Origin of the sequence: Streptomyces sp. NPDC012510 (genome assembly GCF_042955065.1) — a bacterium.
Classification (GTDB): domain Bacteria; phylum Actinomycetota; class Actinomycetes; order Streptomycetales; family Streptomycetaceae; genus Streptomyces.
Window position 1 is genome coordinate 188,717 of sequence record NZ_JBIBEN010000016.1, and the last position, 12,608, is coordinate 201,324.

Consider the following 12,608-nt stretch of genomic DNA (forward strand, 5'->3'; position numbering starts at 1 on the left):
CTCACGCGTGCTCCAGTTCGGTCTCGGTCTCGCGGCTCAGCAGGTACTCGACCAGGGAGATCAGGGCTCGGGTGGAGGACTCGGGGTCGCGGGCGTCGCAGCGCACCAGTGGGGTCTCGTCCAGCAGGTCGAGGGCCTCGCGCACCTCGTCCAGGCCGTGCACGGGCGCGCCGTCGAAGTCGTTGACGGCGACGGCGTACGGCAGGTCCAGCTCCTCCAGGACGCCCATGACGTCGAAGGAGTGGGACAGGCGCCGGGTGTCGGCGAGGACCAGGGCGCCGAGGGCGCCGCGGGTCATGTCCTGCCAGAGCTTGGTGAAGCGCTGCTGACCGGGGGCGCCGAACAGGTACAGCACCAGGGAGTCGTTGAGGGTGAGCCGGCCGAAGTCCATGGCGACCGTGGTGGTGGTCTTGTCACCGGCGCCGGCGAGGTCGTCGACGAGGGCGCCGGCCTGGGTCATGACCTCCTCGGTGCGCAGCGGCCGGATCTCGGAGAGCGTGCCGACGAACGTGGTCTTGCCGACCGCGAAGTGACCGACGACGAGCAGCTTGACCGCTGTCTTCACCGTCGGCCGCAGGTAGACGTCGTCAGAGGCGGGCGCGGAGCCCATCGAGGACCTCCTGGAGGATTCTGGCGTCGGACGGCCGAGCGGCCGATGGGGGTCCCCCCGCGTGAGTCCATGCGAATGTGGGGGACGGTGCGCGGGTGACGATGTGGCCGCTGTCCATGAGGTCGGCGACCAGCACCTTGGTCACACTGACGGGCAGCCGCAGATGGCCGGCGACCTCGGCGAGGGAGAGCGAGCCGGGCCGGCACAGCTCCACCACCCGGCGCATCTCCGGGCTCAGGCCGGTCAGCGGCAGGTCGGTGGTGGCGATCAGCAGGGTGACCAGGTCAAGGGTGTTGCGGGTCGGGTGGGCACGGCCGCCGGTGACGACGTACGACCGCACCAGCCGCCCCTCGGGCCGGGGGCGGGGCGTCATGCCCTGCTGCCCGTGTTCAGCCGCGCGGGACTGGTCAGTTCCCTGCCGAGCCGGTCGACGAGCTTGTGCATGCGGTACGTCACCGCCTCCATGTCGACCTCGTCGCCGGTGGACACCGCGAGGTAGGCGCCCTCGCCGGCCGCGACCAGGAAGACGAAGCCGTGGCCGAACTCGATGAGCGTCTGCCGCCACGGGCTGTCCGCCGCACCGCAGAACTCGGCGGTGCTGCGGCTGATGGACTGCAGTCCGGAGAGTCCGGCCGCCAGCCGCTCGGCGTCGTCGCGGTCGATGTCGGCGGAGTGGGCGCGCAGCATTCCGTCGGCGGAGAGCAGGATGGCGTGCCGCGCCTCCGGGACCTTCAGGACGTCGTCGAGCATCCAGCCCAGCTCGTTGGTCGTGGGCTCGATCATGCGTGGGGGGTCCCTTCGTTCTCGTGGGGAGTGGGCCGTGCGGGGTCGGCGGTGCGGTCGGGGACGTACTCGTCCTCGTCGAGGATGCGGCCGGCCGCCCGGCCGAAGCGCGTGCCGCGGGCGAAGGCGCCCATGATGCGGGCGTTCTCCTCGGGCGATCGGCCAGGGACGGCCTCGGCGGGCGTGGGCTCCGGCTCGGGGGCGGCCGTCCGCTTCGGGGTGCGCCTGCGGCGCTTGGGCAGTCCGCCCTCGGTGGTGGCCTCGGGGGCGCTCTCGGCGGGGGCCGGGCGGGGGGCGGAGTCGGTGTCGGGCAGGGGTGTGAGGTCGATCGGTGGCTCCGGGGCGGCGGGCTCCAGGTGGGTGAGCAGCGCGGCGGGCAGGAAGGCGACCGCACGGACACCGCCGTAGGGCGAGCGGGTGTCCACGGAGACGGTGAATCCGTAGCGCCGGGCGAGGACCCCGATGACGGCGAAGCCGAACTGGGGCGGGTCGTCGAGGCGGGTGACGTCCACCTCGCTGCGTCCACTGAGCAGATGGGTGGCGCGGTCCACGGCCTGACCGTCCATCCCGACGCCGGCGTCGTCGATGACGACGCACGCGCCGTTGTGCACGTTCTGGACGTCGACCTCGACCGTGGTGTTGGGCTGGGAGTGCCGGGCGGCGTTGTCCAGCAGCTCGGCGAGGGCGAGGACGACCGGTTCCACGGCCCGGCTCTCCACCGCGATGTCGACCTGGCCGTGGACGCGGACGCGCCGGTAGTCGCGGATGCGCGAGGTGGCGCCCCGGACGACCTCCAGGAGCGGGGAGGTGGCGCGCTGCCGGCCCGGCCAGGAGCCGCACAGGACGGCGATGGCCTGGGCGCGGCGGCCGAACTGGGCGTTGGTGTGGTCGACTTCGAGGAGGTCGCGCAGCACGTCGGGGTCGTCGTGGCGGTCCTGCATCTCGGAGATGGAGACCTGCTGCTCGTTGGCGAGGGCTTGGATCGAACGCATGGACGCCTTGAGTGCGGCCTTGGCGGACTGGTCGGCGCGGGCCTGGGCGTGCTCGACGGCGCCGGAGAAGCGGACCAGCACCTCGTCGAGGCCCTTGCCGAACTCCGTCCGGGCGAGTTCGGCGTCGAGCGGTCCGACGCCCGGGAGATCCTGGCCGGGGTGGTCCGCGAGCGCCGGCAGCCGGACCGTGACCAGATGGCGCAGTTCCTCCTCCCGGGCCCGCACATCGTCGGCGAGGACGGCGTTCCGCCGGCGCTGCCGCCGGGTGATCCCGTGCTGGCGCAACAGGAGTACGGCGGTGACGAGGAGGGCCGCTGCCAGGGCCCAGGTCACCGCCTGCGGTATCGGTTCGGTCATGAAGTCCACAGATCCTTACGTCCTCAAGTCCCCAGGCCCCCGGGTCCCCAGGTCTCCGCGGCTCCAGGACACCGGGCGGGAGTTGACGGAGCGCCCGACGCTAGCTCGGCGACCGCGCAAACACTTTCCGTGACGCGCACGGAAGTTGCCACAGGGCGCATGAGTGGCGCAAGGGGCGCGCGTGAGCGTCCGACACTGACCCCGGCATATTCGGCCATGACGGTCGAGGGGTGCAGCAACCGCTTGCCGCGCTAGGGTGCCCTCCGGGTTCGACCGACCGGTAACTATGTTTGATCAAGCAAGAGTTGAAGTTTTTCCCGCCGGTGACCGTAAAAGACCACAAGGACGTCGTCGGGGCCCGTCACAGGGGAGGAGCAGCGTTGCCCGCGGGAAGCTACAGCGTCGAGGCGCTGACCACCGAGGAGTTGGCGCCGGGCGAGCGTGCCGACTTCTGGACCGAGCGGATCGGTTCGTACCAGTCCCGCATGGGCTTCAGGTACGCCGACTCGGACGACTTCCGCGGCAGGACCGTGCGCCAGCGCACGGACACGTACCAACTGGTGAAGTACCGGTCCGACGAGGTCGAGTACACCCGCACCGCGCGCCAGACGCGTCAGGACCCGGACGAGGACTACCGGCTGCTGCTGCCGGTGCGCGGCGAGATCGTCCTGTGGCAGGACGGCGAGGAGGCCCGCCTGACGCCGGGCACCGGGGCGCTGGTCACGTTCGCCTCCCCCTTCCAGTGCCTCCAGAGCGACGGCATCGACGCGTTCATCCTCACCATCCCGGCCCGCGAGGTGGACGGCCGGCTCAACAACAGGTCACCGGTCGCCAGCGGTCTGAACCTCGCGACCGGCCTCGGCCGTATCGTCGGCTCGATGCTGACCGGTCTGCACGAGGAGCGGGAGCACCTCACCGACCCCGAGTTCAACGCCGTCTCGGACCGGGTGGTGGAGCTGGTCTGCATGCTGGCCGCCGGCGACGACCGCCCCGACGCCCCCGGACAGCTCGGCGAGGTGGAGGCGATGGTCCGCCGTCATGTGCGCGAGCACGCGGCCGACCCCAACCTCACGGGTACGGCGGTGGCGCGGGCCCTCGGCTGGTCGCTGCGCCAGATCCAACTGGCGTTGCAGAAGGCGGGGACGACGCCCCGCGAGCTGATCCGCGAGGAGCGGCTGCGTCTCGTCCGGGACCGCTTACTGTGCCAGGAGTGCGAGCACATGACGATCACGGACCTCGCGTACTCCGCCGGCTTCTCCTCCGCGAGCGCCCTCAGCACGGCCTTCCGGCGCCGCTACGGGGTCAGCCCGCGAGAGATGCGCCAGAGCATACGCTGAGTTAAATCCCCGTGAAATTCGCGGTGTTCGGCAAGGACCGACTGCCACGCGGCACTACCCGGCGAGTAGGTTCCCACAAGGACTCCAGCCCAAAGGTTTATTGAGGCCTCAAGCTTACCCACGGCGTGACCCCTCGTCGACCTTGGGCGCTTTCCCGCCCTCCTGGTGTGAATGTTCCTGGCATTCGTGGTGCGCACCCCGTGCGATCGAACGCCCTCACACCCGATTCACCCCTCGCGCAAGCGGGTTGACACGAGACAGCGGCACGGCGAGTGGCGTGAAACTTTCGCCCCGCGTGACCGGGAACGAGCTCCGGCGCGGCAGAACCCGCAGGTGGCCCGCCGCCCGACCTCCGCTCTTTCACAGGCGGCACGGCGTGATGACCGAGGTGTGAACAACTGTTGGCGCACCGCCTCGTGAATAGGCGGTAGAAAGGCGTCGCAAGACCCTTGCCGCTATGACGGCACCTCAGGTGACAGACCTCCCCTGAGCGTCTAGGACCGCTGGTCAGATAGTTGACGTTCTTCGCTACTCTGTCGCGTACTGGCTGATCGAGAGGACTCCGATGCCTGAACCCCCACCCTTCGCGGCGACCCCGGATCACGGTCGGCCGGACCCGACGACGCCCCCGTCCCGTCACCGGCACGGCAAGTCCGGGACGTCGGATTCCGCGGACTCCTCTGCGCCCCAGTCCCGGCTGACGCGACTCGCCGTCCTTCCGGCCGCGTTCATGGCCGGAATATCCACCGCCGTCACGGGCACGGTCCTGCGTCTGCAGGAGGGCACCGCCGACGCCGCCACCTGGGGTGTGCTGTCGGGCGGCGCGGTCCTCGGCTGCGGTTGTCTGGTCGGCGCCGTGATGGCCGCCAAGTCCCGGGCCAGGGCCGAGGCACGGCACGTCGAGTCGCTGCGGCAGGCCGTCACGACCGGCGACTGGGCGCTGGAGGAGGACCTCTCCCGGCTCAAGCGGGGAGAGCCGCTGGTGTCCCGCGGCTTCACCTACCAGGCGCCGCGCGCCGAAGACCCGTACCAGCGACTGGAGTACGACGTCACGGCGGCCCAGCACCGGGCCAGGGAGGCCCTCGTCTGGGCGGCGAGCTACTTCCAGGCCGCGTCCGACGACAACAGCGACAAGGTCGAGGTCTTCGTCAACCTGGCCCGACGGCTGCAGTCGCTCGTCCACCGCACCATCCGTGAGCTGGACGATCTGGAGAACCAGGTCGAGGACCCGGACCTGCTCCGGCGCATCTTCGGCATCGACCACCTGGCCACCCGTATCCGCCGGCACGCGGAGAACCTCGCGGTGCTCGGTGGCGCCGTCTCCCGTCGCCAGTGGACCAACCCGGTGACGCTGACCGAGGTTCTGCGGTCCTCCATCGCCGAGGTCGAGCAGTACTCCCGCGTCAAACTGGTGCCGCCCATCGAGGGCACGCTGCGCGGCCACGCGGTCGCCGACGTCATCCACCTGCTCGCCGAGCTGGTCGAGAACGCCACCATGTTCTCCCACCCGGACACCCAGATCCTGCTGCGCTCCCGCCGGGTGACCGCCGGCATCGCCATCGAGGTCGAGGACCGCGGCCTGGGTATCCCCCAGGAGGACCAGGACCGGATCAACACGCTGCTCGCCGACCCGGCCCGCATCGACGTCGCCAAGCTCCTCGCCGACGGCCGAATAGGTCTGTTCGTGGTTTCCTCGCTGGCCCGTCGGCATGGCATCGCGGTCCAGCTCCAGGGCAACATCTACGGCGGTGTCCAGGCGATCCTGGTCCTCCCGCAGGGGTTGCTGGGCGACGAGGAGGGACAGGCACCGGCCCAGGCCCGGCCCGCCGCGCCCCAGGCACAGGCACCGGCCCAGGTCCGGCCCGCCGTGCCCCAGGCGCAGATTCCGGCACAGGCACCCGGGCCCGCCTGGGAAGCCCCGTCCCACTCGGCCCCGCCCCTCTCCGTCCCGCCGGCCGCCGTACCGTCCCACGCGCACGCGGCTCCCCCGGTCGCCGTACCGTCCCACACGCACGCGGCTCCCCCGGCCGCCGTCTCCTCCCAGGCCGGTCCCCCCGCCGGCATACCGCAGAGGTCGGCCGCTCCCACCCCTCCCCAGGTGGCGGCCCGGCACGAGCGGGCGCACCCGGTCTCCGACGTCCGGTCCGAGTACCGCCCCTCGGGCTACGAACGTCCGTCGGCCGCCCCACACGGATCCGGCCCCTCCTCCCGGCCGGTCCTGCCGAAGCGTCGTGCCATGGAGCACCTCGCCCCCGAGCTGCGCAACGGCCCGGCTCCGCGTGCCGAGACCACCGAGCAGGACCTGAACTTCAGCCCCGGCCTCCTGGCCGGAATCAATCGAGGCTTCGGTCTCGCCGGCGCGACCTCCGACGCGATCCCCGTCGACGACACGCGCTGGGCCCCGCCCCAACCGCAAGGAGAAGAACCCCACCATGGTGAGCGATAGCCACCCCACCGGACAGAACATCGACTGGCTGCTGGAGAACCTCAAGAAGACCGTCCCCGGTACCCGCCAGGTGCTGTTGCTCTCCTCCGACGGCTTGAGCAAGGCGCATGTGGATCTGGGCGCCGACGACGCCGACCGGTTGGCCGCGATAGCCTCCGGCCTCAACTCCCTGGGCCGCTCCTTCGGTCACGACAGGGTGCTGGGCAACGGCGGCACCGTCCGGCAGGTCATCGTGGAGCTGCACAACGGCATCCTCATCGTGGCCTCGGCGGGCCACGGCGCCGTGCTGGCGGTCACCGCGGACGCGTCGACGCACACCGAGACCCTCGGCTACGAGATGGGCATGCTGATCCGGGCCGTGCAGCCGTTCCTCGCCACGCCGGCTCGCCGCCCCACCGCGCCGTCCAGCGCGGGGATGTGACGCGATGACGGACGAGATGTTCCTGGACGAGGAGGCCGGACGGTTAGTCCGGCCGTTCACCGTCAGCAACGGGCGCACTCGGCCCTCGACGCCGTTCGACCTGCTCACCCTGGTGATGGCCACCGGCATCCAGCCGATCACCGACCTCGGCCCCGATCACGACATGGTGCTCGGTCTGTGCGTCAGGCCGGTGCCGGTGGTCGAGGTGGCCGCCCGGATGAACCTCCCGGTCGCCGTCACCAAAGTCCTGTTGTCCGACCTAGTGCAGCACGAGGCGCTCACCGCACGGGCGCCCCGTGCCGTCGAGGCGGCCTCCGCCGCCAACCGAGAAGTTTTGGAGGCGGTGCTTGATGGCCTACGCGCACGGCTCTGACCCTTTCCCGACCGCGCTGAAGATCCTCGTGGCGGGCGGATTCGGGGTGGGCAAGACGACCTTCGTGGGGGCGGTCAGCGAGATCGCGCCGCTGAGCACGGAGGAGGTCATCACCACGGCCAGCGTCCGCACCGACAGCCTCGACGGGGTGGAGGACAAGTCCACCACCACCGTGGCCATGGACTTCGGCCGGATCACGCTGGACTCGGACCATGTCCTGTACCTGTTCGGCACCCCCGGGCAGGAACGATTCTGGTTCATGTGGGACGAGTTGTCCGACGGGGCGCTGGGCGCGGTGGTGCTGGCCGACACCCGCAGACTCGACGCGTGCTTCCCGGCGGTGGACTTCTTCGAGGTGCGCGGTATCCCGTTCGTCGTGGGGGTCAACGAGTTCGACGGTGCGTACCAGTACTCCACCGAAGAGGTTCGCGACGCCATCGGCCTGAAGTCCAACGCACCGATCGTGTTCTGCGACGCCCGGCACTGCAGCTCCGGTACGGGCGTGCTCGTCGAACTCGTGCAGCATCTGCTCGGCATGACACCCGGCGTGGCGTCGCACCAGTCACCCGTGCTCCGTTGATGTCCACTCAACTCAGCCGACCCCGAACGGAGTTCTGATGAACAGCCCCTATTCCTCCTATGAGCCACCGCTCGACCGTCTGCTCCTCACTCCCGAGGATCCGGCCGGTCCGCAACGCGCCGCAAGGCTCGCCCAGTTGGGGCTGGCCAACGCCCCCCGGGCCGAGTTCGACGCGTTCGCGCGCCGACTGGCCCTGGAGCTGGACGCGCCGTACGCGATGGTCAACTTCGTCGACGACCGGCGTCAGTTCTTCGCCGGGCTCTACACACCGGACGCCGGGCCCGTGAACATCGCGCAGGGGCAGGCGGCCGAGACCTCGATGAGCCGGGAGATGCGGCTGGACCACGGCTTCTGCCCGCACACCGTCAAGCGGACCGCCGCGCTGGTGCTCGACGACGTCTGCGACTACCCGCGGTTCGCGGGCAACCCGGTCGTGGACGAGATCGGCATCCGCTCCTACATGGGCGCGCCGCTGGTCGACACACTGGCGGGCATCAACCTGGGCACGATCTGTGTCGTCGACACCGACTCCCGTACCTGGGGGCGGCAGCGGCTGGAGATCATCAAGCACATGGCGCAGGAGATGTCCGAACAGATCCAGACCATCGCCGGCGGCAACTGAGCCCGACCGGGCGCCGCTCGGTCCGGTGGGTCGAGGGGAAGCGGGCCGCCGGGCGCCCGGCACACGAAAGCCGCGGACACGTCGTCGTGTCCGCGGTTTCCCTGCTTCACAGGCCCCGCCGCGGCGGACAAGGCCGGAGGGGGTCCAGAAGGCTCATGAGTCCGAAACGGGGGCGTCCGACAAGGACGTGGCCGCGCGGCTCGGCTCGACGCCGCATGCGGTGGGCCGCCGGCGGGCTCGATCCGTCGAGCACCGGATCGCCGGCCTGGGCGACATGCCACGTTCATGCGGGCCCGGGACGGTCACCGACGAGCAGGGCGCCGCAGTGGTGACGAGGACGCTGGAGAGCACGCCGAGGAACGCCACGCACTGGTCGACCCGGTCGATGGCCGAGAGAGGGGCCTGTCGCAGTCCCCGGGCCGTTGCGCCCGCCCGGTCAGCAGACCGGTACTCCGGGCACCTGGTTCTCCGGCACGCTGAGATAGATGTTGGTCAGGTAGCCGCCGTACTGGGGCAGTCGGGCCCACCAGTCGTTGACGTAGGGCGGTTGGCTGACCTGCTGGCCGCGCTTCTGGCAGCCGACCAGGACCTCGACTCCGGCGGGCAGCGTGGTGATCGCCCCGGAGTCGGTCGTCGCCTGGGTACGGACGCGGACCCCGCTGCCCCAGGTGCCGATCCACGTACCGGCGGGGCGGGATGCGCCGGGGACGTTCAGCGAACGGGTCAGCCGGCCGATGTCCGTGTAGGCCTTGCCGTAGGACGTTCCGCTGGGGTGCAGGGTGAAGACCGCAACGATGGAACGGTCACCCGCGCCCACCACACCCGTGGTGTGCAGTGCCGGACGGGAGAGGTCCACGGCGTCGGCGCCCGCCGACGTCCGGGCGGCGGCCGTTCCCGCCGGTTCCCCAGCGGCCTCCGCGGCTTCAGCGGCCTTCGCGGCCGTCGTGGTCGGCGCCGTGCAGCCGCCCGAACTGAAGCCCGACCAGCCCTGCTTGACGGCCCAGGGGCGGTTGAAGGAGCCGGCGATGCCGAAGTGCTGGTCGTAGCCGTCGGTGGCGCAGCGGGTGGACTGCCGCAGGTTGCCGAGGAGGTAGTCGCGTGTCGCCGCCGGGGTGGAGTCCAGCAGATAGCGGTAGATCTTCACGGTGTCACGGGCCGAGAGAGCCGTGTAGCCCCAGTAGCCGGGGTGGGTCGACGGCGGGCGGGCGGTGTCCGTCAGGCCGAGCCGGGTGACCATCCGGTCGACGATCGCCCCCGACCCGTTGTTCGACCAGAACGTGCTCGCGGCCGTGTCGTCGCTGCCGCGCAGCATGGTGTCGATCCTGGCCCGGTCGGCGGCCGACAGGGCGTCGGGGCTGCGGTTCCAGAGCACGTCCAGGGCGATCAGCAGCTTCACCACGGACGCGGACCTGAACTGCGCGGCGGTGTTCAGCTGTTCGGTGAAGGTGCCGGTCTGGCGGTCGAAGACGGCGACGCCCGCCGTCACCCCGGCCGGCACGTCGGCTCGCACCGCCGCCGGGTGCGGCGAGGGGGAGTCGGCGGACGCGGCGGAGACGGTGGTCGCGGTGGTGCACAGGAGCGCGGCCAGGGCGGCGGTCAGCACGCCCGCCCGCACCGCGCCCCGTGCGCTGCTCAAGGTGATCATGGTTGTCCTCGGGATCGGTGGAGAGGGAAGTGGAAGTGAAAGTGGCGGTGGAGCCGGAGATGCGTCGCTCGCGCCACACGTAGGACGGGGGCACGTCCCGCGCCGTATGAGAGCCCGGACGGGAACCCGTAGGGGAACCCGTATGGGGGTCCGTGTGAGAGCCCGAACGCCGGATGCCCCCGGGACCTGTGGTGGTCCCGGGGGCATCCGGTCGGTGCGGGCCGCCGCTCAGCAGTTCGGCAGGCCCGAGTCCCGCTCGTCGTTGCCGCCTCCGACGAGGAAGATCTCGCTCATGTAGGCGGACCGGGCCATGCCCACCGCCGGGGTCTTGACCCACCAGGTGTGCCAGTAGTCGCCGTAGGTCGCACGGCCTCCCTTGACCTGGCACTCCACTCTGAGGAGGCCGCCGTCGGGCGATGTGGCGATGACCGGTGCCTGCGGATCGGGTTCGGAACGCAGATTGACGTTCGAGCCCCAGATCGGGCACAGGAACGTGCCCGGGTAGTTCCGGTCAGGCGTGCAGGGCGCCGAGTCGGCGGCCCGCGCGGACGAGGTGAGGCCGGGGGAGAGGAGCAGCCCGGCGGCCAGAGCGACCGCCGCGACACCCCTCGTGCCGAGGCGGAAACGGCTCAGGGTGTCGGTCAGCATTCGCCCACCCCCGGCAGCCAGGCGGCGGGGTGGTCGATGTAGATGTTGGTGATGAAGCCGCCGAGCGCCGGGATGTATGACCAGGCGTCGTTGGTGTAGCCCTCGGCGGTGACCGAGTCGCCGCGCTTCTGGCACTGCACGTGGACCGGCGTCGGCCCGGTCAGCGTGCGCACGACCGCCGCGTTCAGCCGGGCGTCGGCGCGCACCCGGACCGATGTGCCCCAGGTGGTGAAGTTGGTGCCGGGCGTTCCGTTGCCCGGGGTGCACGGCAGGCTCACACCGCGCTCGGCCAGGTAGGCGACGGGGTTCATGCCCCGGGTGCTGGACGTGGAGGCGTGCGCCTCGAAGTGCAGGTGCGGCCCGGTGGACTGGCCCTCGGAGCCCATGCGCGCGATCAGCTGACCGCTGCTCACCCGCTGGTTGACGGAGACGAGACGCTCGTACATGTGGCCGTACTCGGTGACGGTGCCGTCGTCGTGCTTGATGCGGATCCACTGGCCGTAGCCGTCGGCGGTGCCGGAGACGATGACGGTGCCGGGCCCGGCGGAGTAGATCGGCGTACCACGGTTGTTGGCGATGTCGACGCCGTCGTGGCCGGAGTGCCACCCCTGGGTCACCGTGCCGGCCGCCGGGCAGGAACCGGCGTAGGCGGCGGCCTTGGCGGGCGGGGCGGCGGCGGCCTGGCCGGCCGCGAGCGGGACCAGCCCGGCCGCGGCGACCGTGGCGACGAGCAGGCCGATGGACTTGGTGCGCTTGAGTGCGCGCATGGCGGAGTCTCCTCTGTGAGTGTGATGACGGGTCTGAGAGATACGAGGGAAGCGGTGCGTCAGCAGGTGGGAACCCCGGGCAGCCAGGCCGCCGGGTCGTTGATGTAGATGTTCGAGATCCACGCCTTGTACTTCGGCAGGTAGGACCAGGCGTCGTTGGTGTAGCCCTCGGCGGTGATCATTTCCCCGTGTGCCTGGCAGAGCACGTCCACGGCCGTGGGGCCGGGCAGTCGGCCCGCGGGGGGCTGCCGGGTGCTGGGATCATGACGGAGGCTCACATTGGTGCCCCAGGTCATGAACCGCTTGGTGCCCGCGGGCGGCTGCTGGGCGCCGGTGATGCGCACGGCCCCGGCGTACTGGGAGTTGAGACGTACGTCACTGACCATCACGAGCGTCCCGGACTCCCGGGCCTCGACCATCTTGCCGTTGCCGAGGTAGACGGCGATGTGGTGGACGCTGCCGAGGTTGGCCGGGTCCGTCCCCCACAGCAGCAGGTCGCCAGGCTGCAGCGGAGCGATCCCCTGGGCCCGGGTGAACCGGGCGGTGGCCTCGCTCCACTTGGCCTGGTTCCACGACCCCTCAGGCAGGGCGATGCCCGCGCCCTTCCACGCCGCGTACTGCACCAGGTGCGAGCAGTCGAAGCCCTTGACCTTGCTGTCGTGGGCACCGGGGCCGCCGCCGGGGTAGTCCTGACCGTACGTCGGCCCGTGGACGGAGCCGCCGCCCCACGAGTACGGCACCCCGATCTGTGAGCACGCGGCGTTGACGATCGCCTGTGCCTGGGCGGGCGCGTCCGCCAGGGGACGGCAGTCGTCGGCGGCCACGGTCGCCGAGGAGACCGGCGACGAGGCTGCCATCGCCGTACCGGTACATGTCAGCGCGGTGGCGAGCAGCAGCCCTCCCGCCGTCGCGAGGGCGCGGTTGGTGCGGCGCATGGGGTTCCCCCTGGTGTGGTCGGCGCGGTGTGCGCGGGTGCTGTACGGGTGGGCGACGTCCGGCAGTTGGTCGGGCTGCCTCGTGCTGTCGT

The 12,608-nt window shown here is 71.1% G+C and carries 14 protein-coding genes; 6 read left to right on the top strand and 8 right to left on the bottom strand.

Going from position 1 to position 12,608, the window contains the following annotated elements; translation table 11 throughout:
• Position 1: 1 nt before the first annotated feature.
• The 4 genes from ACFY9I_RS28100 to ACFY9I_RS28115 are packed head-to-tail and all read right to left on the bottom strand — an operon-like array spanning position 2 to position 2,742.
• Complete coding sequence (locus ACFY9I_RS28100; protein WP_391006507.1) at positions 2–610, bottom strand: ATP/GTP-binding protein; 609 nt, start codon at positions 608–610, stop codon at positions 2–4.
• Positions 588–983 (bottom strand): DUF742 domain-containing protein, encoded by a 396-nt coding sequence (locus tag ACFY9I_RS28105; protein ID WP_391006510.1) that lies wholly within the window; start codon positions 981–983, stop codon positions 588–590. Before ACFY9I_RS28105 ends, ACFY9I_RS28100 begins: the two co-directional genes overlap by 23 nt.
• The gene (locus tag ACFY9I_RS28110) at positions 980–1,393 is read right to left on the bottom strand and encodes a roadblock/LC7 domain-containing protein (RefSeq protein WP_391006512.1); all 414 of its coding nucleotides are present in this window, start codon (positions 1,391–1,393) and stop codon (positions 980–982) included. Before ACFY9I_RS28110 ends, ACFY9I_RS28105 begins: the two co-directional genes overlap by 4 nt.
• Positions 1,390–2,742, bottom strand: a complete 1,353-nt coding sequence (locus ACFY9I_RS28115; RefSeq protein WP_391006514.1) for an ATP-binding protein — start codon at positions 2,740–2,742, stop codon at positions 1,390–1,392. Before ACFY9I_RS28115 ends, ACFY9I_RS28110 begins: the two co-directional genes overlap by 4 nt.
• A 380-nt stretch (positions 2,743–3,122) precedes the next feature.
• Between ACFY9I_RS28115 and ACFY9I_RS28120 the strand changes: the two genes are divergently transcribed.
• From ACFY9I_RS28120 to ACFY9I_RS28145, 6 genes are all read left to right on the top strand, one after another.
• Positions 3,123–4,079, top strand: a complete 957-nt coding sequence (locus ACFY9I_RS28120; RefSeq protein ID WP_391006517.1) for a helix-turn-helix domain-containing protein — start codon at positions 3,123–3,125, stop codon at positions 4,077–4,079.
• Positions 4,080–4,644: 565 nt separating this feature from the next.
• Entirely contained in the window at positions 4,645–6,525 is a 1,881-nt protein-coding gene (locus ACFY9I_RS28125; protein ID WP_391006520.1) for an ATP-binding protein, read from the top strand.
• Positions 6,512–6,946 (top strand): roadblock/LC7 domain-containing protein, encoded by a 435-nt coding sequence (locus ACFY9I_RS28130; protein ID WP_391006523.1) that lies wholly within the window; start codon positions 6,512–6,514, stop codon positions 6,944–6,946. Before ACFY9I_RS28125 ends, ACFY9I_RS28130 begins: the two co-directional genes overlap by 14 nt.
• A gap of 4 nt (positions 6,947–6,950) precedes the next feature.
• Positions 6,951–7,319, top strand: a complete 369-nt coding sequence (locus tag ACFY9I_RS28135) for a DUF742 domain-containing protein (RefSeq protein ID WP_391006526.1) — start codon at positions 6,951–6,953, stop codon at positions 7,317–7,319.
• Positions 7,297–7,899, top strand: coding sequence for an ATP/GTP-binding protein (locus ACFY9I_RS28140; RefSeq protein WP_391006529.1), 603 nt, complete (start codon positions 7,297–7,299; stop codon positions 7,897–7,899). Before ACFY9I_RS28135 ends, ACFY9I_RS28140 begins: the two co-directional genes overlap by 23 nt.
• A 37-nt stretch (positions 7,900–7,936) precedes the next feature.
• Positions 7,937–8,521, top strand: a complete 585-nt coding sequence (locus ACFY9I_RS28145) for a GAF domain-containing protein (protein WP_391006532.1) — start codon at positions 7,937–7,939, stop codon at positions 8,519–8,521.
• Positions 8,522–8,957: 436 nt separating this feature from the next.
• On the opposite strand, the gene ACFY9I_RS28150 is transcribed toward ACFY9I_RS28145, so the two are convergent.
• The 4 genes from ACFY9I_RS28150 to ACFY9I_RS28165 form a co-directional block, all read right to left on the bottom strand.
• A complete protein-coding gene (locus ACFY9I_RS28150; RefSeq protein ID WP_391006534.1) occupies positions 8,958–10,166 on the bottom strand; it encodes a hypothetical protein in 1,209 nt (402 codons plus the stop codon).
• Between the two features lie 228 nt (positions 10,167–10,394).
• Positions 10,395–10,814, bottom strand: coding sequence for a hypothetical protein (locus tag ACFY9I_RS28155; protein WP_391006537.1), 420 nt, complete (start codon positions 10,812–10,814; stop codon positions 10,395–10,397).
• Positions 10,808–11,581 (bottom strand): peptidoglycan DD-metalloendopeptidase family protein, encoded by a 774-nt coding sequence (locus ACFY9I_RS28160; protein WP_391006540.1) that lies wholly within the window; start codon positions 11,579–11,581, stop codon positions 10,808–10,810. The genes ACFY9I_RS28155 and ACFY9I_RS28160 overlap by 7 nt, the downstream gene beginning before the upstream one ends.
• Before the next feature lie 59 nt (positions 11,582–11,640).
• Positions 11,641–12,516, bottom strand: coding sequence for an NlpC/P60 family protein (locus ACFY9I_RS28165; protein WP_391006543.1), 876 nt, complete (start codon positions 12,514–12,516; stop codon positions 11,641–11,643).
• Positions 12,517–12,608 lie beyond the last annotated feature (92 nt).

What these genes read in the sequence shown, in the direction of transcription:
- ACFY9I_RS28160 (WP_391006540.1), bottom strand. Translation starts at nt 11,581, where the DNA reads ATGCGCGCACTCAAGCGCACCAAGTCCATCGGCCTGCTCGTCGCCACG.
- ACFY9I_RS28165 (WP_391006543.1), bottom strand. Translation starts at nt 12,516, where the DNA reads ATGCGCCGCACCAACCGCGCCCTCGCGACGGCGGGAGGGCTGCTGCTC.
- ACFY9I_RS28110 (WP_391006512.1), bottom strand. Translation starts at nt 1,393, where the DNA reads ATGATCGAGCCCACGACCAACGAGCTGGGCTGGATGCTCGACGACGTC.
- ACFY9I_RS28105 (WP_391006510.1), bottom strand. Translation starts at nt 983, where the DNA reads ATGACGCCCCGCCCCCGGCCCGAGGGGCGGCTGGTGCGGTCGTACGTC.
- ACFY9I_RS28130 (WP_391006523.1), top strand. Translation starts at nt 6,512, where the DNA reads ATGGTGAGCGATAGCCACCCCACCGGACAGAACATCGACTGGCTGCTG.
- ACFY9I_RS28135 (WP_391006526.1), top strand. Translation starts at nt 6,951, where the DNA reads ATGACGGACGAGATGTTCCTGGACGAGGAGGCCGGACGGTTAGTCCGG.
- ACFY9I_RS28155 (WP_391006537.1), bottom strand. Translation starts at nt 10,814, where the DNA reads ATGCTGACCGACACCCTGAGCCGTTTCCGCCTCGGCACGAGGGGTGTC.
- ACFY9I_RS28150 (WP_391006534.1), bottom strand. Translation starts at nt 10,166, where the DNA reads ATGATCACCTTGAGCAGCGCACGGGGCGCGGTGCGGGCGGGCGTGCTG.
- ACFY9I_RS28100 (WP_391006507.1), bottom strand. Translation starts at nt 610, where the DNA reads ATGGGCTCCGCGCCCGCCTCTGACGACGTCTACCTGCGGCCGACGGTG.
- ACFY9I_RS28145 (WP_391006532.1), top strand. Translation starts at nt 7,937, where the DNA reads ATGAACAGCCCCTATTCCTCCTATGAGCCACCGCTCGACCGTCTGCTC.
- ACFY9I_RS28140 (WP_391006529.1), top strand. Translation starts at nt 7,297, where the DNA reads ATGGCCTACGCGCACGGCTCTGACCCTTTCCCGACCGCGCTGAAGATC.
- ACFY9I_RS28115 (WP_391006514.1), bottom strand. Translation starts at nt 2,742, where the DNA reads ATGACCGAACCGATACCGCAGGCGGTGACCTGGGCCCTGGCAGCGGCC.
- ACFY9I_RS28125 (WP_391006520.1), top strand. Translation starts at nt 4,645, where the DNA reads ATGCCTGAACCCCCACCCTTCGCGGCGACCCCGGATCACGGTCGGCCG.